This is a genomic window from Desulfonatronum thiodismutans (assembly GCF_000717475.1).
Lineage (GTDB): Bacteria > Desulfobacterota > Desulfovibrionia > Desulfovibrionales > Desulfonatronaceae > Desulfonatronum > Desulfonatronum thiodismutans.
In genome coordinates, this window is record NZ_JPIK01000005.1 from 57324 (window position 1) to 81542 (window position 24219).

22 protein-coding genes are annotated in these 24219 nt (G+C 59.8%); 21 read left to right on the top strand and 1 reads right to left on the bottom strand.

All coding sequences use genetic code 11. The features are described from left to right. Positions 1-76 precede the first annotated feature (76 nt). From GY33_RS0103580 to GY33_RS0103675, 20 genes are all read left to right on the top strand, one after another. On the top strand, positions 77-1228 hold the full coding sequence (locus GY33_RS0103580; protein WP_031386021.1) for an iron-containing alcohol dehydrogenase: 1152 nt from the start codon (positions 77-79) through the stop codon (positions 1226-1228). Then, the gene (locus GY33_RS0103585) at positions 1228-2460 is read left to right on the top strand and encodes a two-component system sensor histidine kinase NtrB (RefSeq protein ID WP_031386022.1); all 1233 of its coding nucleotides are present in this window, start codon (positions 1228-1230) and stop codon (positions 2458-2460) included. The genes GY33_RS0103580 and GY33_RS0103585 overlap by 1 nt, the downstream gene beginning before the upstream one ends. Continuing rightward, positions 2429-3778 (top strand): sigma-54-dependent transcriptional regulator, encoded by a 1350-nt coding sequence (locus GY33_RS0103590; protein ID WP_031386023.1) that lies wholly within the window; start codon positions 2429-2431, stop codon positions 3776-3778. Before GY33_RS0103585 ends, GY33_RS0103590 begins: the two co-directional genes overlap by 32 nt. Before the next feature lie 329 nt (positions 3779-4107). Further along, positions 4108-5289, top strand: a complete 1182-nt coding sequence (locus tag GY33_RS0103595) for an iron-containing alcohol dehydrogenase (RefSeq protein WP_031386024.1) — start codon at positions 4108-4110, stop codon at positions 5287-5289. Positions 5290-5596: 307 nt separating this feature from the next. Beyond that, a complete protein-coding gene (locus tag GY33_RS0103600) occupies positions 5597-6154 on the top strand; it encodes a 4Fe-4S dicluster domain-containing protein (RefSeq protein ID WP_031386025.1) in 558 nt (185 codons plus the stop codon). Continuing rightward, positions 6151-7095 carry a CoB--CoM heterodisulfide reductase iron-sulfur subunit B family protein gene (locus GY33_RS0103605; protein ID WP_031386026.1) on the top strand — a complete coding sequence of 315 codons (945 nt, stop codon included), beginning with the start codon at positions 6151-6153 and terminating at the stop codon, positions 7093-7095. Before GY33_RS0103600 ends, GY33_RS0103605 begins: the two co-directional genes overlap by 4 nt. A 92-nt stretch (positions 7096-7187) precedes the next feature. Further along, the gene (locus tag GY33_RS0103610) at positions 7188-9146 is read left to right on the top strand and encodes a CoB--CoM heterodisulfide reductase iron-sulfur subunit A family protein (RefSeq protein ID WP_031386027.1); all 1959 of its coding nucleotides are present in this window, start codon (positions 7188-7190) and stop codon (positions 9144-9146) included. Beyond that, the gene (locus tag GY33_RS0103615; protein ID WP_031386028.1) at positions 9134-9592 is read left to right on the top strand and encodes a hydrogenase iron-sulfur subunit; all 459 of its coding nucleotides are present in this window, start codon (positions 9134-9136) and stop codon (positions 9590-9592) included. Before GY33_RS0103610 ends, GY33_RS0103615 begins: the two co-directional genes overlap by 13 nt. 11 nt (positions 9593-9603) lie before the next feature. Beyond that, positions 9604-10560, top strand: a complete 957-nt coding sequence (locus GY33_RS0103620) for a 4Fe-4S dicluster domain-containing protein (protein ID WP_031386029.1) — start codon at positions 9604-9606, stop codon at positions 10558-10560. Then, positions 10560-11630: a 4Fe-4S dicluster domain-containing protein gene (locus tag GY33_RS0103625; protein WP_031386030.1), complete on the top strand. Its 1071-nt coding sequence runs from the start codon at positions 10560-10562 to the stop codon at positions 11628-11630. Before GY33_RS0103620 ends, GY33_RS0103625 begins: the two co-directional genes overlap by 1 nt. Beyond that, the gene (locus GY33_RS0103630; protein WP_051822255.1) at positions 11627-12484 is read left to right on the top strand and encodes an FAD/NAD(P)-binding protein; all 858 of its coding nucleotides are present in this window, start codon (positions 11627-11629) and stop codon (positions 12482-12484) included. Before GY33_RS0103625 ends, GY33_RS0103630 begins: the two co-directional genes overlap by 4 nt. Positions 12485-12537: 53 nt before the next feature. Continuing rightward, positions 12538-13008 (top strand): ferritin-like domain-containing protein, encoded by a 471-nt coding sequence (locus GY33_RS0103635; RefSeq protein ID WP_031386032.1) that lies wholly within the window; start codon positions 12538-12540, stop codon positions 13006-13008. Positions 13009-13277: 269 nt separating this feature from the next. Beyond that, positions 13278-15017, top strand: a complete 1740-nt coding sequence (locus GY33_RS0103640; protein WP_031386033.1) for an aldehyde ferredoxin oxidoreductase family protein — start codon at positions 13278-13280, stop codon at positions 15015-15017. 85 nt (positions 15018-15102) lie between these two features. After that, positions 15103-15750 carry a hypothetical protein gene (locus tag GY33_RS18955; protein WP_152555063.1) on the top strand — a complete coding sequence of 216 codons (648 nt, stop codon included), beginning with the start codon at positions 15103-15105 and terminating at the stop codon, positions 15748-15750. Between the two features lie 168 nt (positions 15751-15918). Next, positions 15919-16407, top strand: coding sequence for a Fur family transcriptional regulator (locus tag GY33_RS0103650; protein ID WP_051822257.1), 489 nt, complete (start codon positions 15919-15921; stop codon positions 16405-16407). A 62-nt stretch (positions 16408-16469) separates the two neighbouring features. Then, a complete protein-coding gene (katG, locus tag GY33_RS0103655) occupies positions 16470-18665 on the top strand; it encodes a catalase/peroxidase HPI (RefSeq protein ID WP_031386036.1) in 2196 nt (731 codons plus the stop codon). Positions 18666-19033: 368 nt separating this feature from the next. Then, complete coding sequence (locus tag GY33_RS0103660) at positions 19034-19270, top strand: hypothetical protein (protein WP_031386037.1); 237 nt, start codon at positions 19034-19036, stop codon at positions 19268-19270. A gap of 71 nt (positions 19271-19341) precedes the next feature. Continuing rightward, positions 19342-19971 carry an NUDIX hydrolase gene (locus GY33_RS0103665; RefSeq protein WP_031386038.1) on the top strand — a complete coding sequence of 210 codons (630 nt, stop codon included), beginning with the start codon at positions 19342-19344 and terminating at the stop codon, positions 19969-19971. Between the two features lie 85 nt (positions 19972-20056). After that, the gene (locus GY33_RS0103670; protein WP_051822258.1) at positions 20057-21136 is read left to right on the top strand and encodes an MBL fold metallo-hydrolase; all 1080 of its coding nucleotides are present in this window, start codon (positions 20057-20059) and stop codon (positions 21134-21136) included. 16 nt (positions 21137-21152) lie between these two features. Then, positions 21153-22397 carry an HD domain-containing protein gene (locus tag GY33_RS0103675; protein WP_031386040.1) on the top strand — a complete coding sequence of 415 codons (1245 nt, stop codon included), beginning with the start codon at positions 21153-21155 and terminating at the stop codon, positions 22395-22397. Between the two features lie 22 nt (positions 22398-22419). On the opposite strand, the gene GY33_RS0103680 is transcribed toward GY33_RS0103675, so the two are convergent. After that, positions 22420-23406, bottom strand: a complete 987-nt coding sequence (locus GY33_RS0103680; RefSeq protein WP_031386041.1) for an HD-GYP domain-containing protein — start codon at positions 23404-23406, stop codon at positions 22420-22422. A gap of 325 nt (positions 23407-23731) precedes the next feature. Between GY33_RS0103680 and mraZ the strand changes: the two genes are divergently transcribed. After that, positions 23732-24205: a division/cell wall cluster transcriptional repressor MraZ gene (mraZ, locus tag GY33_RS0103685; RefSeq protein WP_031386042.1), complete on the top strand. Its 474-nt coding sequence runs from the start codon at positions 23732-23734 to the stop codon at positions 24203-24205. Positions 24206-24219: the final 14 nt, after the last annotated feature.

The window sequence follows — 24219 nt, forward strand, 5'->3', positions numbered from 1 at the left end:
TTGGGGTTTTTGAACGGACTGCCGGATTTCGAACCCAGGACCGGGAACCGCTGAACCGTTGAACCCACTCGCCACCATGTCCGACCATCGCGTAACCAAGTTCGCCATTCCGGAAATCATCTTCGGCCAGGGCAGCATCGGCTATCTGGCTCAATGCTCGCGCCGACTGGGGGCGAAGCGGGCTTTGTTGGTTACGGACCAGGGGCTGATCGATTCCGGGTGGGCTGGGCACGTGATGGATATTCTGCGGGGCGATGGGTTGGACTTTCTCCTCTTCGACAAGGTCAACTCCAATCCCCGGGACTATCAGGTCCATGAAGGCGCGGACCTGTACACCCTGGAAAAGGCGGACGTGATCATCGCCCTGGGCGGGGGCAGTCCCATGGACACGGCCAAGGGCGTGGGGACCATCGTAGGCAACGGCGGGCGGATCGCGGACTATGAGGGAGCGAACCGGATCATGCGGCCCCTGCCGCCGATGATTTTCATCCCCACCAACGCCGGCAGCGGTTCGGATATTTCCCAATTCTGCATCATCACGGACGTGGAGCGGCAGGTGAAGATGTCCATCATCAGCCGGTCCCTGGTACCCAACGTCTCCATCATCGACCCGAATTTGCTGATGACCAAGGGCAATCAACTGGTCGTTTCATCGGCCATCGACGCCCTGGCCCATGCCATCGAATCCTTCGTCTCGCCCCTGGCTTCGCCCTTCACGGAAAACCAAGCCTTAAAAGCCATCGAATTGATCGCCAAGAACCTTCAACCAGCCCTGGAAAACCGCACGCCGCAAGTCATGGAGCAGCTCTCCATCGCCAGCACCGCCGCGGGGATGTCCTTCAGCAACGCCGGGTTGGGCATCGGCCACGCCCTGGCGCACTCTCTGGGCGGAATCTTCGACACTTTGCACGGCTTGGTGCATCCCATCGTGCTGCCGGCGGTGATGCGCTACAATCTTCCGGCCTGTCCGGAAAAGATGTGCACCATCGGGCGGATCATTCAAGGAGGGGTGGAAAGTTGCTCTCCGAGCCAGGGAGAGGAAGGCATCTCCCAATTGGAGGAGCTTTTTGCCCGGCTGGACGTGCCGCACCGGATGAGGGACATCGTGCCCGATGCCTCCAAGCTGGAGCAAATCTGCCGAATGGCCGTGCACGACGCCTGCATGTTGACCAACCCCCGCAAGGCCGACTGGGAGGACCTCTTGGCCATTTGCAGGGAGGCATGGTGATGGTCCAACCTACGGACCTGCAGGACCTGATCGGCATCGAGCACAGCAAGCTCGGCTTTTTTCAGGAACTGCGCCAGAAGGTGGAGGAACTCAAGGAGTCCAACAAGCGTTCCGAGGAGCAGCGCCGAGAAATCGCGGCGATTCTGGACGGGATCACGGACGTGATGATGGTCTTGTCCGAGAACCTTCGGATCATCTCGGTCAATCACGTTTTTCGGCACTTGTTTGATGATCCCCATCCCGAGGGAAAGTTCTGCTACGAACTCTTTCGCCATGAGGATCACCCCTGCCCGGAATGTCCGGCGTTTCGTTCCCTGGCCACCAACTCCGTCTGCCGGGACACGGCAATCTTCAAACTCAAGGGCCGCAATCTGCAATTCGAGATGGTCGCTTCGCCGCTGAAAAATCCAGAGTGGCCGGAACACCGGGTGCTGATATTCAAGCGCGATGTGACCTTGGAGAAGGAATATCAGGCCAAGTATTACCAGGTGGAAAAGATGGCCACCATGGGCATGCTGGCCGCCGGCGTGGCCCACGAGGTGAACAACCCCATGGCGGCCATTCGCGGCTTTGCCGAGGGCCTGCAGCGGAGGCTGCCTCGGATCGAGGGAGAGGTGGACCCGGAGTTGGCCCAGGACTTTCGCGAGTATACGGACATCATTCTCAAGGAATGTCATCGCTGTCAGAAAATCATCCAGACCCTGTTGACCTTTAGTCGCCCGGTTTCCGCCGCTTTTTACCCTCTGGCCCTGAATATGATCGTCACGGACACCCTGCGCCTGGTGGACCATCATCTGCGTAAGCGCGAGGGGTTGAAGATCCAGCTGCGGCTGGCCGATGAACTCCCGCTGATCTACGGGGATGAGTCCCAGCTCAAGCAGGTGATCCTGAACCTGTTGGTCAACGCCTTGGATGCCATCCAGGGCGAGGGGACCATCCAGATTCGGACCCGTTTCGTGGGCGAGGCGGAGGTTTGCCTCTGCGTCGAGGACACCGGCTGTGGCATTCCTCCGGAAAATTTGGATAAGATGTTCGAGCCCTTTTTCACTACCAAGGCCGTGGGCAAGGGAATCGGGATCGGACTGGCCTCCTGCTACAATATCGTCCAGGAGCACGGCGGGGATATCTCCGTCACCAGCGAGGTGGGCAAAGGGTCCCGATTTACCGTCTGCCTCCCATTGAACGCGAATGAAGGATCTCGTGAGCGAGCACTATTCAGTCCTCGTCGTTGACGACGAGGAATCCATCCTCAAGCTGTTTCAGAAGGAGTTCTCCCGTCCGGAGCGGACCATTCACGTCGCGCCTTCCGCGGCCCAGGCGCGGCAGTTGACCCGGCGCAACCTCTACGACGTGGTGATCCTGGACATCCGCCTGCCGGACGCGGACGGGCTGGATTTATTCACCGAGTTCAAGGAACGGCTCCAGGATGTGGAAATCATCCTGATCACCGGCCACGGGAACATCGACAGCGCGGTCCAAGCCATGAAAATGGGGGCCTACGACTACATCACCAAGCCCTTCAATCTGGACAAGCTGGAACTGGTCATTGAGCGGGCTTGGCAACGGGCCTGCATGCAACGGGAAAACCGCGGCTACAGGTTGTCGTCGGTCAGTCAACGGGCGCACCGGATGGTGGGCAACTCGGAAAGCATCAAACAGGTCCGTTACCTGGCGAGCCGGGCCGCGCCCACGGACGTTCCGGTCCTGCTGACCGGGGAAAGCGGGGTGGGCAAGGATGTGGCGGCCCAGGTCATCCATTCCGGCAGCAAGCGGGCGGACAAGCCGTTTATCATTAAAAACTGCGCGGCCCTGGTCAAAGAGCTGGCCCGGAGCGAGCTGTTCGGCCACGTTAAAGGTTCCTTCACCGGGGCCACGGAGTCCCGAGAGGGGCTGATGGCCTTCGCCCACAAGGGCACGCTGTTCCTGGACGAAATCGGCGAACTGCCCATCGAGGTCCAGGCCTCGCTGTTGCGGGTCCTGGAGAACAAGACCTATCGCCGGGTGGGGGAAAAAGAGGAGCGAACCATCGACATCCGGTTCATCTTCGCCACCAGCCGCAACCTGTTCACCGAGGTGGAGGAGGGCCGATTTCAGGAGGCCCTGTTGCACCGGATCAACGTGTTCAACATCCATACGCCGCCCCTACGGGAGCGCAAGGAAGACATTCCCCTGCTGGTGGAGCATTTCCTGGCCAGTTTGCCAACCACGCCGACCCGCTACCGGATTACGGACAAGGCCATGCACTGTCTGCTGAACTATTCCTGGCCCGGCAACGTGCGCGAACTGCGCAACGTATTGGAGCGGAGCATGATTCTGGCCGACGAGGGGATTATTTCGGACCGGGCCTTGCCCCGGGAACTGGTGGATCAGTCGCCGCATCTGGCGGAAGGGGAGGACGCCGATGGGCTCTTTTCTCTGCGGGTCATGGAACGAGAGCACATTACGCGGGTTTTGAACCATTTCGAGGGCAACCGGCAGCAAGCGGCCAAGGCCATGGGCATTGGCCGGAAAACCCTCTACCGCAAGATAAAGGAATACGAACTGAACTGACGGGTCTGGTTGCGTGTCTTTTTGACCCAAGAGGCGGTTTGTTCCGTGTCAAGGTGATACACGGCTTTTAACCGTCCGAGAAAGAAAGCTATTGCCTGCTTTGGACGAGCGGTTTGCCTCTGAAAACGGTGGGTTGACCCCCGGCGCGCCCTCCAAAGTGTCCCCTTGGGGCCGGGCTTGGCGCGGGGGTATGAACGACCCATGTGAATTTACTGGATTTTTCTGTATGGCCCGGAAGTTGCTGTAGGGGAGCCAACAGTCGCTGCAGCGGAAAGCAAGAGTGAATGTTGTGTTTCTTCTCCCCTTTAACCAAAAGGATGGTTAGCATTATGGCCGTACGTGAACAAGTTTATGGATTTTTCATTCCCAGCGTGACGTTGATCGGCATCGGCGCCCACAAGGAAATCCCCGCCAAGATCAAGGCCTTGGGCGGCAAGAAGCCCCTGCTGGTCACCGACAAGGGCATCACCGGAATCGGGATGACCGACCAGATCGTGAAGCTGCTCAAGGACGCCAAGATGGACTGCGTGGTCTACGACGAGACCATCCCCAACCCCACGGACGACAACGTCCATGCCGGCGTGGAAGTCTACAAGAAAAACAAGTGCGACAGCCTGATCACCCTGGGCGGCGGCAGCTCCCACGACTGCGGCAAGGGCGTCGGCCTGGTCATCGCCAACGGTGGCAAGATTCACGATTTTGAGGGCGTGGACAAGTCCACCAAGCCCATGCCTCCGTATGTCGCCGTGAACACCACCGCCGGCACGGCTTCCGAAATGACCCGCTTCTGCATCATCACCGACACGTCCCGCAAGGTGAAGATGGCCATCGTGGACTGGCGCGTCACCCCGGGCGTGGCCGTTGACGATCCGCTGCTGATGATGGGCATGCCCCCGGCGCTGACCGCCGCCACCGGCATGGACGCCCTGACCCACGCCGTGGAAGCCTACGTTTCCACCATCGCCACCCCGATGACCGACGCCTGCGCCGAAAAGGCCATCGAACTGATCTTCCAGCACCTGCGTCCCGCCGTGGCCAACGGTCAGGACATCAATGCCCGCGAAGGCATGTGCTACGCCCAGTACCTGGCCGGCATGGCCTTTAACAACGCCAGCCTGGGCCACGTGCACGCCATGGCTCACCAGTTGGGTGGCTTCTACGACCTGCCCCACGGCGAGTGCAACGCCATCCTGTTGCCCCACGTGGAGAAGTTCAACCTGATCGCCAAGGTAGAGCGTTTCGCCAAGATGGCGCAGTTGATGGGCGAGAACATCGAGGGCCTGAGCCCGCGCGCCGCGGCGGAAAAGGCTCTGGACGCCATCAGGGAGCTTTCCGCCGACGTGGGCATCCCCTCCGGCCTGGTCGAACTGGGCAAGCGTTACGGAAAGAAGGTAAAGAAGGAAGACATCGCCGTGATGACCGGCAATGCCCAGAAGGACGCCTGCGGGTTCACCAACCCCCGGTGCCCCAAGGACGCCGACGTGGCCGCCATCTTCGAGGCCGCGCTGTAAGACTCGCTTTTATGGTTTGGTCGGGAAGGTCGGGCCGTTGGCTCGGCCTTCCTGGTTTTTAGGGTTTTCACGGTTCAACGGTTGACATGAAAATTGCCGGACAACTGAAATATTCCGCCATCGTCAGCATGACTTGAATGGCTTGATTGAACCGTGAACCATTGAACCATGAACCTAAATCAGATCTCGAGGAGGTCCGGTCGTTGACGAAGTTTGTTCGGGTACGCTACCTGACTTGCTTTCAAGGGTCTGATCTCCTTTTCCTCTGATTCCCCCGCCAACCCTCCCTCCAAGGAGCCGAGAACACATGGAAGTCGTCGACATTCATGCTTCGTGCGATCACGAATTCATAGCCCAGGTCGAAGCGGAGAGCGAACAAAAAGTCCGGCTCTGCTACCAGTGCGGCAACTGTACCGCCGGGTGTCCATACACCTTTGCCTACGACATTCCGGTCAGCCAGGTGATGCGTCTGCTGCAAGCCGGTCAGAAAGTGCGCCTGCTGTCCTGCAAGTCCATCTGGCTGTGCGCCACCTGCGAATCCTGCACAACTCGCTGTCCCAACGAAATCGACGTGGCTCGGATCATGGACGTGCTCCGGCACATGGCCCGACGCGAAGGCTACGCCACGGAGAAGAACGTAAAGACGTTCTGGGACACGTTTCTGGATTCCGTGGAAAAGCATGGCCGCGTCTTCGAGATGGGCCTGCTGGCGACGTACGTGGCCAAGACCGGTCGGTTCTGGACGGACATGGATCTTGGTCCGAAAATCCTGCCCAAAGGCAAGCTCTCCTTCAAACCCCATGAAATTCAAGGCAAGGACAAGGTCGCCGAGATTTTCAAACGCTTCAGGGAGACGCAGCAATGACCAAATACGCCTATTATCCCGGTTGTTCCGGACAGGGCACCTCCCAGGAGTACGACTCCTCCACCCGGGCGGTTTGTCGCGCCCTGGGCGTGAATCTCGTGGACATTCCGGATTGGAGCTGTTGCGGCTCCACCCCGGCGCATACCGTGGATCACCTGCTTTCCTCGGCCTTGGCGGCCCGGAACCTGGCCCTGGCCGAGGATATGGACGCGGCCGCGGTGATCACGCCTTGCCCGAGCTGTCTGACCAATCTGAAGGCCGCGGTGCACCGGATGAGCGACCGGGAGTTTCGCCTTCAAGTGAATAAGCTCCTGGACAAGCCCGTGGACCGCTCCACCCCGGTGAAGTCGGTATTGCAGGTCCTGGCCGAGGACGTGGGGTCCGATGCCGTGGCTGAAATGCTCCCGAACAAACCCCTGGCCGGGCTGAAGCTCGCCCCGTACTACGGGTGCATCATGAACCGCCCTCCGGAGGTAATGCAGTTTGACGACCATGAGAATCCAACCGCCATGGACAAGCTCATGGCCGCTCTCGGCGCGGAAGTTTTGCCGTTCCCATTGAAAGTAGAGTGCTGCGGCGCCTCTTTCGGCATTCCGCGTAAGGACATCGTGGCCAAGCTTTCCGGCAAGCTGCTGGAGGCGGCCGCGGGCCTCGGCGCCCATGCCGTGGTCACGGCCTGCCCGCTGTGTCAGATGAATTTGGATCTGCGTCAGGGACAGGCCTCCGCGGCCATGGGGCGCAAATTTCAGCTGCCCGTGTTCTACTATACGCAGTTGCTTGGTCTGGCCCTGGGTATTCCGCAGAGCGAACTGGGATTGTCCAAGCTCTGCGTCAATCCCCGGCTGGCTCTTGATGCCATGTACGCGGCACAAGCCGAGAAGCGGGAGCGGGAAGCCAAAAGCGAGGCCGACAAGCAAACCCTCAAGGCCAAGGCCGCCTAGTTGTCCGTTGGACTTGGGATTTTTGAACGAACAGCAAGATACGGTTTTTTCAACACTCAGCTGGAGCGTAGGGCGAAGCTGGAGGAACGTTCATGAAGATCGGAGTTTTCATCTGTCATTGCGGCAGCAATATCGGTGGAACGGTGGACGCGGCCAAGGTCGCCGAGGCCGCTCGCGCCTTTCCCGACGTGGTTTTCACGTCGGATACCATGTACGCCTGTTCCGAGCCGGGACAGGACGGAATCATCCAGGCCATCAAGGACAACCAACTCGACGGCGTGGTGGTGTCCTCCTGCACGCCCAGGATGCACGAGCCCACGTTCCGGCGCACCGTGGAACGGGCAGGGCTGAACCGGTTTATGTTCGAGATGGCCAACATCCGCGAGCACGTCTCCTGGATCGGCAAGGACAAGGAAGCGAACACCAACAAGGCCATCGAGCTGACCGGCATCGCCGTGGAAAAGCTGCGCCAGGACCAGCCCCTGTTCGCCAAGCAGTTCGACATCAACAAGCGGGTTATGGTCATCGGCGGCGGCGTGGCCGGGATTCAGGCCGCCCTGGACTGTGCCGACGGGGACCGGGAAGTGGTCCTGGTGGAGCGCGAATCTACCATTGGCGGCAAGATGGCCAAGCTGGACAAGACCTTTCCCACCGTGGACTGCAGCAGCTGCATCCTCGGCCCGAAGATGGTGGACGTGGCCCAGCATTCCAAGATCAAGCTTTACGCCATGTCCGAGGTGGAGGAGATCTCGGGCTACGTGGGCAACTTCGAGGTCAAGATCAAGCGCAAGGCCCCCTACGTGAACTGGGAATTGTGCACCGGATGCGGTCTGTGCATGGAGAAGTGTCCGAGCAAAAAATCCAAGGATCGCTTTAACGAACAGGTGGGCACGACCACGGCCATCAACATCCCCTTTCCCCAGGCCATTCCCAAAAAAGCCGTGATCGACCCGAAATTCTGCATCAAGCTCACCAAGGGCAAGTGCGGAATCTGCGCCAAGGTCTGTCCGACCAAGGCCATTGTCTTTGATCAACAGGAAGAGATTGTCAGCGAAAGCGTCGGGGCCATCGTCGCGGCCACGGGATATGACCTGTTCGACATCAGCAAGTACGGCGAATATGGCGGCGGACGTCTGCCGGACGTGATCACCGGGATGCAATACGAGCGACTGCTTTCAGCCTCCGGGCCTACGGGCGGGCACGTCAAGCGGCCTTCCGACGGCAAGGAACCCAAGACCATCGTCTTCGTGCAGTGCGTCGGCTCCCGGGACAAGAGCGTGGACCGGCCCTACTGTTCGGGGTTCTGCTGCATGTACACGGCCAAGCAGGCCATCCTGACCAAGGACCACATCCCGGATTCCACCTCCTATGTCTTTTACATGGACATCCGCGCGCCGGGAAAGATGTACGACGAGTTCACCCGCCGGGCCATGGAGGAATACGGCACCCAGTACGTCCGGGGCCGGGTTTCCATGATCTATCCCAAGGGCGACAAACTGCTGGTCCGTGGCGCGGATACCCTGATGGGCACGCAGGTGGAAGTTGAGGCCGATCTTGTGGTCCTGGCCGCCGGGGCCGAGGCCTCTGTCGGCGCACCGCAGTTGGCGGAAAAGCTGCGCATTTCCTACGACAAATACGGCTTCTTCATGGAGAGCCACCCCAAGCTGCGGCCCGTGGAGACCAACACCGCCGGGGTGTACCTGGCCGGAGCCTGCCAGGGTCCGAAGGATATCCCGGCCTCCGTGGCCCAGGGCAGCGCCGCCGCGGCCAAGGTTCTGGCCTTGTTCGCCAAGGACAAGCTGGAAAACGATCCGATGATATCCTTCGTGGACATCAAGAGGTGCGTTGGCTGCGGCAAGTGCGTCCAGGTCTGTCCCTTTGGCGCGATCAAGGAAGTGGACTTCCGGGGCGAGCCCAAGGCCGAGGTTATTGAAACCGTCTGTCAGGGCTGCGGCCTGTGTACCGCCACTTGTCCCCAGGGCGCGATCCAGCTCTCCCATTTTACCGACAACCAGATTCTCGCCGAGGTGAACGCCTTATGTCAGCTCTAGCCGGAAAAGAACTTCGAATCGTTGGCTTTTTGTGCAACTGGTGCTCCTACGGCGGAGCGGACACGGCCGGAGTGGGGCGGTTTTCCCAGCCCACGGACCTGCGAATCATCCGCGTGCCCTGTTCGGGCCGGATCAATCCCCTGTTCGTGGCCAAGACGCTGCTCTCCGGTGCGGACGGCGTTCTGGTATCCGGCTGTCACCCCCGGGATTGCCACTATGCCGAGGGCAATTTCTACGCCCGCCGTCGGCTGGAAGTTTTCAAGAGGCTTTTGCCGACAATGGGCATCGATCCGGACCGGTTCGAGTACACCTGGGTTTCCGCGTCCGAAGGGCAACGGTGGCAGAAGGTGGTGACCACCTTCACGGAGCAGATTCACAAGCTCGGCCCGGCACCCCGGTTCGGCTTGGCCCACGAACAGAACCCGGCAACCGCGGCGGCGTGCTAAGGAGCGCAACAGTGACGATTCTCACGCAACTCAAGGAACAGATCACGGCGCAACTGCCGAAGCTGGACATGGTCATCGGCTGGGAGCGGGGCTACGACGCGCTGCACGCCACGCCCTTGTTCATGCGCTCCGTGGAAGACGTGGAGCGGCTGCAAATCGGGCCCCTGGCCGTGCACAACACCGCGACCTACCTCACGGGCTTGAAAAACAAGAAGGTCGGACTGGTGGTCAAGGGCTGCGACAGTCGGGCCGTGATCCAGTTGCAGCAGGAAGGATTGATCAACCGCGAGAACGTGGTGGTCTTCGGCTTTCCCTGCGACGGGGTGGTGGACCTGACCAAGCTGCGCCACCATATCGGCGATATCGGCCGGGTCAAGGAGGTCAAGGCCTCATCCTCGGAATTGCAATTGACCCTGGACGGCCAGGAGCAGCAGGTGACCTTGGCCGACGTTCTGGCGGACAAGTGTACCCGTTGCCGCTTTCCCAACGCCCTGGTCCACGATCACTTCGCGGGCGCGCCCCGGGAAGCCCATGCCGCGAGCGACGACTACGCCGACGTTCAGGCTTTCGAATCACAGCCCCTGGAAGCCCGGTTCGAGCATTGGAAGCAGGAAATGAGCCGCTGCATCCGGTGCTACGCCTGCCGCAACGCCTGCCCGATGTGCGTCTGCCGGGACCACTGCGTGGCCCAGAGCCGTGATCCGCACTGGGTGACCCAGGAGGACGCGGTTCGGGAAAAATGGTTGTTCCAGGTAATCCACGCCATGCACTTGGCCGGGCGTTGCGTGGAATGCGGGGAGTGCCAGCGGGCCTGTCCGGTGGACATCCCGATCCTGGCGCTGAAGCGCAAGCTGAACAAGGAAATCAAGGAAGTTTTCAACCACGATGCCGGTGTTGATCCCAACGCAATACCGCCATTGCTCTCCTTCCAGGTGGAAGAGGAGAACATCAACGAGCGAGGTTGGTGATGGCCGAGGCCAAATTCATAGCAAACGACAAGCTGACGGCCTGGCTGGACGAATTGTCCGCGACGATGCGGGTGCTCGCTCCGGCCAGACAAGGCGACGCGGTGGTCTTTGCCCCGTATGTCGCGGGCCAGAATGTGGAATTGGGACAGGAGGCAACGGCCCCGCCCAAAAGCGCCGTCTTCCCGGCCAGCGAGGATCTGCTGCGCTACGACTACCGCAAGAACCCGGAAGACCTGGGTCAGGTGGACGTGGAGCTGTTTCCGACTATTACTCCGGAGCCTACCCTGGTTTTCGGTTCCCGGCCCTGCGGCGCGCGGGGATTCCTGATTTTTGACCGGGTTTATGACGGCGCGAAGTACAAAGACCCGTACTATCTGGCCCGCAGGGAAGCCACGGTGTTTGCCACGATAGCCTGCCTCCAAACCGAGAACGCCTGTTTTTGTCACAGTGTGGGCTCAGCTCCGGGGGATGCGACGGGTTCGGATTTGTTGCTGACGCCCCTGGATGACGGATACGCGGTGGAGGCGGTCAGCAAGAAGGGCGAAGCCCTGCTGGGCAGCTCCCTGCTCGCGGCCGGGAAGAAAAAGGCCGCTCAGGCCAAGAAGCTGCGGGAGCAGGCCCTGAAAGACATGGGCGAACCGCAAGACTTCGGTCCGGCCAAGGACAAACTGCTGGCGCTGTTCGACGACATGGGGTTCTGGGAGGACGTCTCGGCCAAGTGTATCAGTTGCGGGGCCTGCACCTATCTCTGCCCCACCTGTTACTGTTTCAACATCACCGACGAAAATGCGGGGTTGACCGGCCGGCGGGTGCGCTCCTGGGACAACTGCATGTCCTTTCAGTTCACTCTGGAAGCCAGCGGTCACAACCCCCGCCCCACCAAGGCCCATCGCCTGAAGAACCGGGTCGGGCACAAGTTCAGCTACTATCCGGCCCTGCATGAGGGGATCATCGCCTGTTGCGGTTGCGGCCGGTGCATCAAAAGCTGTCCCGTGAGCGTGGACATCCGGGAAATCGTGACCAAGGCCATGGCCCATGAACCACCGGCTGTCGAGGAGGCCGCGAAATGACCCAGAACCCGAAACAGTCGCCGCTGATGGCCAATCCCTATCTACCGGAGATCGGCACGATCATCGAGACGATCCAGGAAACGCACAACATCAAAACTTTCCGGATCGTCCTGGGCAGTGAAGAGCGGATGCAAAACTTCCACTACGAGCCGGGTCAGGTGGGGCAACTCTCCGTGTTCGGCATCGGCGAGGCCACCTTTGTGATCAACTCCCCGCCCACGCGCAAGGAGTACCTGCAATTCAGCGTGATGCGCGCCGGCGAGGTGACCGCCAAGCTGCATTCCCTGTCCAAGGGCGACCGGATCGGCGTGCGCGCCCCGCTGGGCAATCACTTCCCCTATGAGTCCATGAAGGGCAAGGACGTCGTCTTCATCGGCGGCGGAATCGGCATGGCTCCGCTGCGCACCCTGCTCCTCTTCATGCTGGACAACCGCGAGGACTACGGCAAGATCAGCGTGCTGTACGGCGCGCGCAGCCCCCAGGACATGGCTTTCAGCTACGAACTGCCCGAATGGCTGGAGCGCAAGGACATGGAGACCGTGCTGACCATCGACCGGGAGGCTGAAGGCTGGGAGCACAAGGTCGGGCTGATCCCCAACGTGCTCCTGGAGATGGCCCCCAAGCCCAAGAAGACCATGGCCGTGACCTGCGGCCCGCCGATCATGATCAAGTTCACCCTTCAGGCCCTGAAGAAACTGGGTTTCAAGGACGACCAGATCGTCACCACCCTGGAAAAGCGCATGAAGTGCGGCGTGGGCATCTGCGGACGCTGCAACATCGGCACGAAATACGTTTGCGTGGACGGGCCGGTGTTTACCTACGAACAATTGCGCGAACTGCCCAATGAACTTTGATCCGGGCGCGCTCGGTTTTGGCTTGCGACGGATTTGAACCAAGGAGAGAGCCAATGGCTGGATTTTTTCAGGCGGCCGAAATTGCCGAAGCCGCCGTGACTATCGAACAACAGGGGCAGGCCTTTTACGTCAACGCGGCCCAGGCCGCGAAGAACCCGGACGTGAAGGACTTCTTTCTATTCTTTGCCAAGGAAGAAGCCCGGCACGAACAAATTTTCCAGCAGCTCAAGGACAGGCTGGGCAAGGTCGAATTGCCGGCGTGGAGCACGACGGAAGAGTACGGGATGTACTTGCGAGCCCTTATCGATTCCCATTCGATCTTTTCTCCGGAACTGCAAAAAAGATTGGCCGAAGCCGCCAGTGAAAACGAGGCTGTTCGTCTGGCCATGGGCTTTGAAAAGGACACTATCCTGTTTTTCATGGAGATGAAGGAACTGGTTCCGGATTCAGAAAAGAAGTTCGTGCAGCAGTGCATCGACGAGGAACGCTCGCACTTGCGTCAGCTTTCGAAAATGCTGGCGTAGCGAGCGGTTCCCGCCCCCTCGTCCTTTAGGTCTTTTGCCGGATTCCTTGAATTTGTGAGCGTGCACGAGGACGAGGACGATATATTCTGGCTAACCGTTGGATTGATTTGCGTTTGAGCCGGACGCTGCGACTCGGGGCTGGCTGCCCAGCTGTTTACATCCCGGTGATCGGGACGTAAATTGGACCTGCTGGATGGATATTCGGCGGTCCGGGGATTTGGCGGAGTGTTTTTTTGCTTGCAGGCATAACATATCAAGGAGGTTCTTCGATGGACAAGATTTTACGAATTGATGTTGGCGCGCAGGGTGGTCCCAAGGCCACAGTGGAGCCGGTGGGCGACTACGCAGGCATGGGCGGTCGGGGCATGACCACCATGGTGGTGTACAAGGAAGTCCCGGCTGATTGTCATCCCTTGGGACCGGAAAACAAGCTGGTTATTTCCCCCGGCTTGATGAGCGGTTCGGCTGCCTCTTCCTCCGGCCGCCTTTCCGTGGGCTGCAAGAGCCCGTTGACCGGAACCATCAAGGAATCCAACGCCGGCGGCACCGCTGCCCAGGCCCTGGGACGTCTCGGCTACGCCGCGGTGATTCTGGAAGGCGAGCGCCAGGGCGACGACATGTACAAGGTGTTCATCGACGATCAGGGCGTGAAGATCGAGAAGGCCAACGAACTGAAGATGCTGCCCAACTACGACCTGATCGACAAGCTGAAGCCAGTTTACGGAGAAAAGGTTTCCGTGATCTCCATCGGCACGGCTGGCGAGATGCGCTTTTCCAACTCCTCCATCGCCGTGACGGATCCGGAATTCCGGCCCACCCGGCACTGCGGACGCGGTGGCGTCGGCGCGGTCATGGGCTCCAAGGGCATCAAGTGCATCGTAGTTGACGCTTCCAACACCAAGATGCGCCAGCCCGTGAATCCGGAAGGGTTCAAGGAAGCCAACCGCAAGTTCGTGGAAGGACTGAAGCAGCACGCGGTCACCGGCCAGGGCCTGCCCACCTACGGCACCAACGTGCTGACCAACGTGCTCAACGAAGCCGGCGGCTATCCCACCTACAACTTCCGCGAGGGCCGTTACAAACACCATCAGAACCTGTCCGGCGAACTCCAGGCCGAGAACATGAAGAACCGCGAAGGCGGCCAGCCCACCCACGGCTGCCACCGCGGCTGCGCCATCCAGTGCTCCGGAATCTACACGGACAAGGACGGCAACTACATGACCAAGCAGCCGGAATACGAGACCGTCTGGTCCCACGGCGGCAATTGCGGGATCGACGATTTGGACGTGGTGGCCAAGCTGGACTACCTGGACGACAACTATGGCCTGGACACAATTGAAATGGGCGTGACCATCGGCGTGGCCATGGAAGCCGGGGTGATCGAGTTCGGCGACGGCGAAGGAGCCATCAATCTGGTCCACGAAGTGGGCAAAGGCACTCCGCTGGGTCGTATCCTGGGAGCAGGCACCGCCACCACGGCCCGCTGCTACGGCCTGGAGCACGCTCCGGTGGTCAAGGGCCAGGCCATGCCGGCTTATGATCCGCGTTCGGTCAAGGGCATCGGCGTGACCTACGCCACGTCCACCATGGGCGCGGACCACACCGCCGGATATGCCGTGGCCACGAACATCCTCAAGGTCGGCGGCGACGTCGATCCTCTGAAAGTGGAAGGCCAGGCCGAGCTGTCCCGGAACCTGCAGGTGGCCACCGCGGCTCTGGACGCCACGGGCTACTGCCTGTTCATCGCCTTCGCCATTCTGGATCAGCCCGAGACCTTCAACGCCATGGTTGATTCCATCAACCAGATGTACGGTCTGAGCATGACCGGCGACGACGTGGTCGCCCTGGGCCAGAAGATCCTGAAGATGGAGCAGGAGTTCAACAAGAAGGCAGGATTCGGTCCGGAACACGACCGCCTGCCCCGATACTTCTCCCGCGAGCCGTTGACCCCGCACAACGTGGTCTTCGACGTGCCAGCCGAAGAGCTGGACAAGGTCTACAACTTCTAGCTTCTCCCCGCACCATGCGGTGCTTTCGCGGGAGACCCCGTAACGGGGTCTCCCGCGTTTTCTCCTTCAACTTCCCTATTCCGCCATGACCTACACCGCCGATTTCCCGGAACCCTACGACAAGACACTCGATAATCTCCCCATGGTGCTGATGCGCCACGACGCACCGGAGCGGTTCAGTCTGCTGCTCCAGGGCGGATTTTTGATGCCCGTGCCGGAGCCTTGCACCCTGCGGGAGTTTCTGTGTGAGCTGGTGGGGGTCTGCGGGGTGTACACCGAAAAGACAATCCAGACCATTTTCCTTGACGGCCTGGCCATCGACGATCTGGACACGGCCATGATCAAGCCCGGCGCCCGCTTGGCCCTTTCCGCGGCCATGCCCGGCCTAGCCGGAGCGACCATGCGGCGGGGCGGTTATTATCGCAAAATGCGTGAGGGCATTTCCCAGAAAGTCCTGGACGGGGCCGAGGCCACCGCCAAGGAGGCCTTCCGGTTGCAAGTCCGATTGTACAACGCCGTGGGCAGGGATCTGGCCGGTCTCTTCCTACATTTGGGCATTCTCGTACCCACCACGGATTTCAAGAAATTCCTCGCTTCCCAACCCCAAAAATTTTTCGACCACCTTCATGCCGTTGAACTGGACGGCGTCCCGCTGCCCCACACTCAGGACGCCGTCGATTCCTGGCCCCTGCCCGAGGGATATCTCGGACTCCGGGTCGCTGACGTTGCGTAGGGACGAACATGCCCTGCAGCCTTTCCTGAGTGGCTGACCGTTTCCATTTCTTTCAACTCCCATCTTCAAGCAAGGGCACTGGCGCGAAAAGCGACGGGGAAAATCCTTGACCTTGTTTCGGATAATTATTATCCATAGAGAAACTTTTTCCAAAAAGGCTTCGCCCTGATGACCAATCACCACCACGCAACAGATTCTAAAGCCCGCCAAGAGCAGATGACCGCCCGGCTCAAGGAACGCGATTTTCGGCTGACCCCGCAGCGGTTGGCCGTGCTCAGGATATTGGCTTCCAGCGACGGACATCCCTCGGTGGAACGGATTTACGAGCAGGTCCGCCGGGATTTCCCGACCACGAGCATTGCGACGGTTTACAAGACCGTGGCCCTGCTCCGGGAACTGGGCGAGGTCCTGGAATTGGGTTTTCCCGATGGCAGCAACCGCTACGACGGCAGCAAGCCTTATCCCCATCCCCATGTCATCTGCACTAAGTGCAAGACGATTCTGGATCCGGAACTGAACGGCCTGACCGATCTGACCAAAGAGGTCAGCCAGGAAACCGGCTTTCGGGTCACCACGCATCGTGTTGATTTTTTCGGGGTCTGCCGGGCCTGTCAGGAAGCGGGGGCCGGGAAAGAGACGGAAGGTATCGGTTCGTAGGAGATGGCAACCAAATCGTTATCAGCACCTCAACCGTTCACGGAACGAAAGGAGACTGCAGTATGAGTGAAACAGGAAAATGCCCCGTCACGGGCAAGACGCACGACCATCCGGCCGCCAAAGGCACGTCGAATCGCGAATGGTGGCCCAATCAAATGGACTTGGACATTCTGCACCAGCACGCCCCGGCTTCCAACCCATTGGGGCCGGATTTCAACTACGCCGAGGAGTTCAAGAAGCTTGACCTGGCCGCGGTGAAAAAAGATCTCGTCGCCCTGATGACCGACTCCCAGGAGTGGTGGCCGGCGGACTGGGGGCATTACGGCGGGCTGATGATCCGCATGGCCTGGCACAGCGCGGGCACCTACCGCACGGCGGACGGACGCGGCGGCGGGGGCACCGGGAACCAGCGCTTCGCGCCCATCAACAGCTGGCCGGACAACGTCAATCTGGACAAGTCCCGGCGATTGCTCTGGCCGATCAAGAAAAAATACGGCAACAAGCTTTCCTGGGCCGACCTGATGATTCTGGCAGGCAACTGCGCGCTGGAGTCCATGGGCTTCAAGACCTTTGGCTTCGGCGGCGGACGAGAGGATATCTGGCAACCGGAAGAGGATATCTACTGGGGTTCGGAGGCTGAATGGCTGGGCGACAGGCGCTACAGCGGAGATCGTGACCTGGAAAATCCGCTGGCCGCGGTGCAGATGGGCCTGATCTACGTGAACCCCGAAGGCCCGAACGGCAACCCTGATCCGGTGGCCTCGGGCCGCGACGTGCGGGAAACCTTTGCCCGCATGGGGATGAATGATGAAGAGACCGTGGCCCTGACTGCCGGTGGTCACACCTTTGGCAAGTGCCACGGCGCGGGACCTGCCGACCACGTAGGCCCTGAACCAGAAGCTGCCCCGATTGAAGAACAGGGCTTCGGCTGGAAGAGCAGCTTTGGCAGTGGAAAAGGCGGCGATACCATCAGCAGTGGCATCGAGGGAGCCTGGAAGCCCAACCCGACGAAGTGGGACATGGGCTATCTCAAGGTGCTGTTCAAATACGAGTGGGAACTGGTCAAAAGCCCGGCCGGAGCGAACCAGTGGCTGGCCAAGGACGTGGAGGACGAAGACATGATCGTCGACGCCCACGATCCTTCGAAGAAACGCCGTCCGATGATGACCACGGCGGATCTGTCGCTGCGCTTCGACCCGATCTACGAGCCCATTGCCCGGCGCTACCTGAATGATCCGGAAGGTTTCGCGGATGCGTTCGCCCGAGCTTGGTTCAAGCTGACCCACCGGGACATGGGCCCCAAGGCTCGCTACCTCGGCCCGGAAGTCCCGTCCGAAGACTTGATCTGGCAGGATCCGGTTCCGGCTGTTGATCACCCCCTGATCGAGGCCAAGGACGTGGCCGACCTCAAGGCCAAGGTTTTGGCTTCCGGCCTGTCCGTGGCGGAGTTGGTCTCCACGGCCTGGGCCTCGGCCTCCACCTTCCGCGGCTCCGACAAGCGCGGCGGGGCCAACGGCGCACGGATTCGTCTGGCACCGCAAAAGGATTGGGCCGTGAATCAGCCAGAGCAACTGGCCAAGGTGCTGGATGTGCTGGAATCCATCCAAAAGGGGTTCCACGCGGCCCAGTCCGGCGGCAAGAAAGTCTCCCTGGCGGACCTGATCGTCCTGGCCGGTTGCGCTGGCGTCGAGGCCGCGGCTAAGGCCGCGGGACATTCCGTGGAAGTGCCCTTTTTTCCAGGCCGTACGGACGCCTCGCAGGACCAGACCGATCAGGAATCCTTCGCTCTGCTGGAACCCGAAGCCGACGGCTTCCGCAACTATCAGAAGAAGGCCTATTCCGTGTCCGCCGAGGAGATGCTGGTGGACAAGGCTCAGTTGCTGACTCTGAGCGCTCCGGAAATGACCGTGCTCGTTGGCGGTTTGCGGGTGCTGGGCGCCAATGTCGGTGGATCGGCCAACGGTGTGTTCACGAACCGACCTGGAGCCCTGACCACCGACTTCTTTACCAATCTGCTGGACATGGGCACGGTGTGGAAATCCGCTTCCGAGGCCGGAGACACCTTTGAAGGCCGGGACCGCAAGACCGGGGACCTGAAGTGGACCGGTACCCGCGTGGACCTGATTTTCGGCTCCAACTCGCGATTGCGCGCCCTGGCCGAAGTTTACGCCCAGGACGACGCCCAGGAAAAATTCCTGCGCGACTTCGTCGCGGCCTGGACCAAGGTCATGAACCTGGATCGATTCGACCTGATCTGATCCCGGTCTCACTGCCGAGATGGTTCAAAATGGTGAACGGACCACAGCACCATCTTTCGGGCATTCATTCGGCGTAGGGGCGGGTTTGAAACCCGCCCCTACAACGACAGGCCGCGGATAATCCGATGAAATCCCCGCGGTAGCGGCACACGCTGCTACTCAAATGTCAACAGGCTCTGAACAATCCTTCATGATTAACAGGACATTTATTCCTTGTCATTTGGAAGATCGGCCTTATCTTTTGTCTCGAACATGCTTGACGAGTGTCGCTGTTCATGATTGCAAGGCTTGCGGTGAACATTATGCGTTTTGTGGGCTACATGCCTTGACCACCCTTTCATCAACCAGATTGCAAGGAGATTTTGAAAATGTCTGAAAAGCGTTGCTGCCCCCATTGCGGCGTGGAGTTGACCTCGACCTTGGGACCGCCGGAGTCCGGCTGGGGGGCGCTGTTGGTCTGTGAAAACAATGATTGCACAGTCTTCAGGGGCTCCAATGAGAACATCAAATACAAGCCCGGCGATTCTCCACTGGGTTGCCGCTATGCAGAAGACGTGGAAGGCGGATATAAGTCTTTCAATATGCTGGCGTTTCGTGGATTCTAGCCTTTTACTTCTTCGCTCAAGCTCCCTGGGGACGATTGTTCTCGGGGAGTTTTTTTTGTATCGTTCAGGCCATGGAACATGACCCACCCTCCCAATGGCTGGATTGGTCCAGGGAGATTCAAGCCTTGAGCCAGACCGGCCTCGCCTTTGCCCAGACCCACTACGAGCGAACCCGATACCATCGCCTGTTGGAGTTAGCCTCGGAAATGGTTTCCAGCCAGACTTGTCTGGGAGCCGACGATGTCTTGCGCACCTTTCTGGTGCAGCCCGGCTATGCCACGGTCAAAGTTGACGTGCGCGGGGCCGTGGTCCGGGACGACCGCATTCTGCTGGTCCGGGAGCGGACCGACGGCAAATGGGCCATGCCCGGCGGCTGGGCCGACGTTGGTGAGTACCCTTCGGCCATGGTCGCCCGAGAGATTCTCGAGGAAAGCGGATACGAAGCCAAGCCGGTCCGGCTGATCGGCGTGTACGACGCTAACCGGGCCGGACGGCCCATGGAGTTCTTTCACGCCTACAAGGTACTGTTTCTCTGTGAACTGACCGGCGGAGCGCCTTCGGCCAGCGATGAAACCTCGGACGTGGGCTTTTTTCCCTTCGACGATCTGCCGCCGCTTTCCGAGCACCGCACTAACCACATCCATCTCTCGGAGGTCCGTCGCCATCTGGCGGACCCGACCCGCCCGGCCGCATTCGATTGATCGCGGTCATGTTCCTTGTCCAACCTCGAGCCGCTCTTTCCGACAGGCAACCCGTCGGATGGTGGCTCCGTACACGGATTGATTCATGAAACCGATTGTTCCGCTTGCCGTGATTTTGATGATCTCCCTCGTGGCCGGATGCTCCGGCAAGAACCCACACTACGACCCTGACAAGCCGCATCACACTCCCTCGGGCTTTCAGAACAACTATCCCCATTCCCGGCCCAGCGGCCTGGACTTCTGGCGCTGGTTCTTCCAGAGACGGTTGGCCGGACTGCCAAAAAAGCCCACATTGGAACTGGCCCCGGTGGCTCCGGACCTGGAGTATCTGCAAGCCAACCGCTCCGAGCCGACCGTGACCTGGGTTGGGCACGCTACTGTTCTGATGCAGATGGGCGGGCTGAACATTCTCACGGACCCCATCTTCTCGCAGCGAGCTTCCCCGGTGCAATGGGCCGGGCCAAAGCGCTGGCAGCCGCCCGGAATAGCCCTGGCCGACCTGCCGCGTATCGATCTGGTGCTGATCTCCCACAGCCATTACGACCACTTGGATATCCGTTCGGTGCGTGGGCTGGCGGCTCAACCCGGCGGCTCGCCGGAGTTTATGGTTCCCTTGGGCCTCAAGGAATGGTTCGAGCGCAACGTCCCCGCCTCCCGCGGCCACGTGCGGGATTTTGACTGGTGGGACAATCTGGAAGTGGATGACGAAGAGCGTCGGGCCACGGTCCACTTCGTCCCGGCCCAGCACTGGTCCCAGCGCACGTTGCGGGATCGAAATCGGACTCTGTGGGGCGGCTGGGTGGTGGAGCAGCCGGACTTCGTCTTTTATTTCGCCGGAGACATGGGCTATTCCCAGGATACCAAGGACATCGGAGAACGCTTCGGCGGCTTCGACTTGGCGGCCATTCCGGTGGGGGCCTATGAGCCGCGGTGGTTCATGCGCAGCCAGCACATCAATCCGGAGGAAGCGGTGCTGGTGCACCAGGATGTCCAGGCTCGCCGCTCCATTGGCGTGCATTGGGGAACTTTTCACGGGATCACGGACGAGCCCTTGGATCAGCCCATCGCCGATCTGGCAGAAGCCCGGCAACGGCACGGCCTGGCCGAAGACGACTTCTTTTTACTGCGCCACGGCGAAACGCGGCGACTTGACGATAACAGGTGACCAAGGAGTCTGATCCATGCCCGGAATCCGCAAAAGCCTTTTGCAGCTCATCTTCTCCGGATCGTTCATGAAGCGCTGGAACGACAAACTGCGGCCCATGGAATTGATGGAGGTGGACAAGCAGGCCCATAAGATGATCGTGGCCTGGATGCTCTTTGAGCTGAACACCCGGGAGATGTCCGCGGAAGAGAAGTTGGCTATCGGCGAGCGGATCGTGGAAGGCGGGATTTTCGAGTATCTGTACCGTCTGGTGATCACGGACATCAAACCGCCGGTGTTTTATCAGATCAAGGCCAATCCGGCCCATTACCGCCAATTGACGGACTGGGTCCTGGACCGGCTCAAGCCTCGGGTGGAGTGCCTCGGAACGCCCTTCTGGGACCGGTTGCGGCTGTGGCTGGATCACCCGGAAGAAGGGGATCTGGCGCGGCGGATTCTGGACGCGGCCCACAGTTACGCCAGTCGGTGGGAATTTCACCTGATTACTCACGTTCAGAACTACGACGACGAATTGGAGGAGATCGAGGAGAGCTTTCGCGGACAACTGGAGACGCACCGCGACTTGGCGGGCATGCCGGAGCTGCTTCAAGGCACGGGAAGCCATCTGGGTCGTCTGGCGCATCTCAGCGGACAGTTGCGCTTCCAGAAACGGTGGTCCCAGACCCCGAGGGTCCCGGAGACCTCGGTCCTGGGGCATATGTTCGTGGTGGCCTGTTTCGGCTACTTTTTCAGTATGGCGGTGGGGGCGTGCCGGGCCAGAGCACAAAACAACTTTTTCGCCGGACTGGTCCACGATCTGCCGGAGCTGCTGACCAGGGACATCATTTCGCCGGTGAAGCGCTCGGTGGCCCGGATCGGTGATCTGATCCGGGAGTATGAGTTCAAGGAGTTGGAGCGGCGGGTCTTCGCTCCTTTGGAAAAGGGCGGATATTCCGATCTGTCGGAACGGCTGTCCTATTTTCTAGGCTTGGACGTGGGCTCGGAGTTTGTGAGCACGGTCATCCTGGATGGTTTGATCCGGGAAGTGAACTGGGACCAACTTCAGACCACCTACAACCAGGACCGTTTCGACCCCAAGGACGGCAACCTGCTCAAGGTTTGCGACAATCTGGCCGCCTTTATGGAGGCATACACTTCCTTGCGTAACGGCATCAGCAGCGACCAACTTCAGCAGGCCCTCTGGCGCATCCGGGCCGAATACCAGCAGACCAGCCTGGGCGACGGAGTGCACATCGGCGCTCTGCTGGCCGACTTCGACTGATCCGTCTCCCGTCCTTCCGTCCTCATCCCATCATCATGCCCATCAAGGCGCGGACCATTTTGTCGTTGTAGCCGGGGCTCTGACTCAGCGCGTTCAGTGCGCTGCCCGAGGTCAGGGCCTCGGCGTACGGGCGATCGGTGATCATGGCGCAATAGGAATCCACCACCGCGCACAACTGGCCGATCATGCTGAGTTCCTTGCCGGGCAGCTTTTGCGGATAGCCCTTGCCGTCCAACCGTTCATGGTGTTCCAGAGCCTGTTTGAGGATCAAGTCCGAGCGGACCTCCAAGGAGTGGAGCATTTTTCCACCGATCCAGCAGTGTTCCCGGATTTTTTCCAGTTCGTCCCGGGTCAGCGGCATGGCCTTGGCACGAATGAAGGCCGGAATCTTGGACATGCCCAGGTCGTGGACCAGCAGCCCCATGGCTACCTCGTCCAGATGCTTGCGGCGCAGATCGCCGTCATTGAGGCGCAGGTACAGGGCCAATCCGATGAAAAGGGAGTTGACGCCGTGATTGGCAAGGGAGTGCTCTTTCCAGAGATTTTTTCTGAGTTGCTTGATCCGATACGGGTCCTGCCACAGGTATTCGGTCAGAACGAGCAGGTCGGTTTGCAGGGCTGAGAGCACCGGGGCCACGGGCTGATCCAGAAAGGCGTTAAGGCGATCGGTCAAGCCTTGCTGGAAAATCAGGGCGATTTCCACGCTTTTCAAGCTGGAGTCCACCAAGACCAAGTCAAGTTGCTTGCTGATATGCTGGGCGTAAACCGGGTGGTCCTTGCGGGCGACGAAGACCAGCCCCTGGGCGCATTTGTCCAGGATCATCTGACGTTGATCCGCCGAGATCCGTTGACCGGACTGGGTCAAGGGGATCAGCTGGGCAACCTGCTCCCTGAATTCAAACGTATCCAGGGGCAGACGAAATTTCGGAAAACTCTCCAGGATCACCGGGCTGACCTGATAATATTCCTCATGCAGGTCTTCGTTCGGCTCTATGGCTTTGTTACGCATGCGCGTTCCTCGTCAGACAATGGTGCGTCTTTTCTCATTTTTTCCTCGCTGTTCCACTTAATGGCAATCCCTATCAAAAGCAACCCGCTCCTTCTGTGCTTCATGGGGGGATTTGTTCTTGATTATCACGCCCCACCGGATTGATATCGAAATCATGATCGAAATCGGCCACGGGACTGTTTTTGCCTCTTGGTGCTTGACGAGCCTCGCGGTCTATATTTTTGGTATTTTATTGTGAACGCTTGGTTTTTCTGTAAAATTGAAAAATGCTTGACATTTAGAAAGATGTGCGGAACAAGGTGGGAAAAAGTGGGAAAATGTGGGGATGAGTGGAAAGATGGTGACCTTTCGCGGACATGCATATCGCAGCCTGGACCCCAAGGGGCGTCTGGTGCTTCCTGCGGAATTTCGGGATGTTATCCTCTCCGCTGGGACGCATGCTCGGGTCATTCTGACGAATTTCGATGGATGCGTGGTGGGATACTCACTTCAGGAGTGGGAACGAATCGAAGAGAGTTTTCAGCGCATCAACATGCTGAATCGACAGTTGCGGGATTTTCAGCGTTTTTTCATCTCCGGGGCCATGGAAGTGGAACTGGACAAACAGGGCCGAATTCTCATTCCTCCTCATTTGAGAACCTACGCCGGTCTCACGCGGGAAGTCGCCTTGGCCGGCGTTGGACGAAAATTCGAGATCTGGGACTTGGAGCGGTTTGAAGAACAACGGCGCAAAATGGAAGAGAGCTTTGATCTGGTCATGGACGCCCTGGCTCAGACAGAGTGCGATCTGCGTCTGTAGTCGCGTCGGCTCCG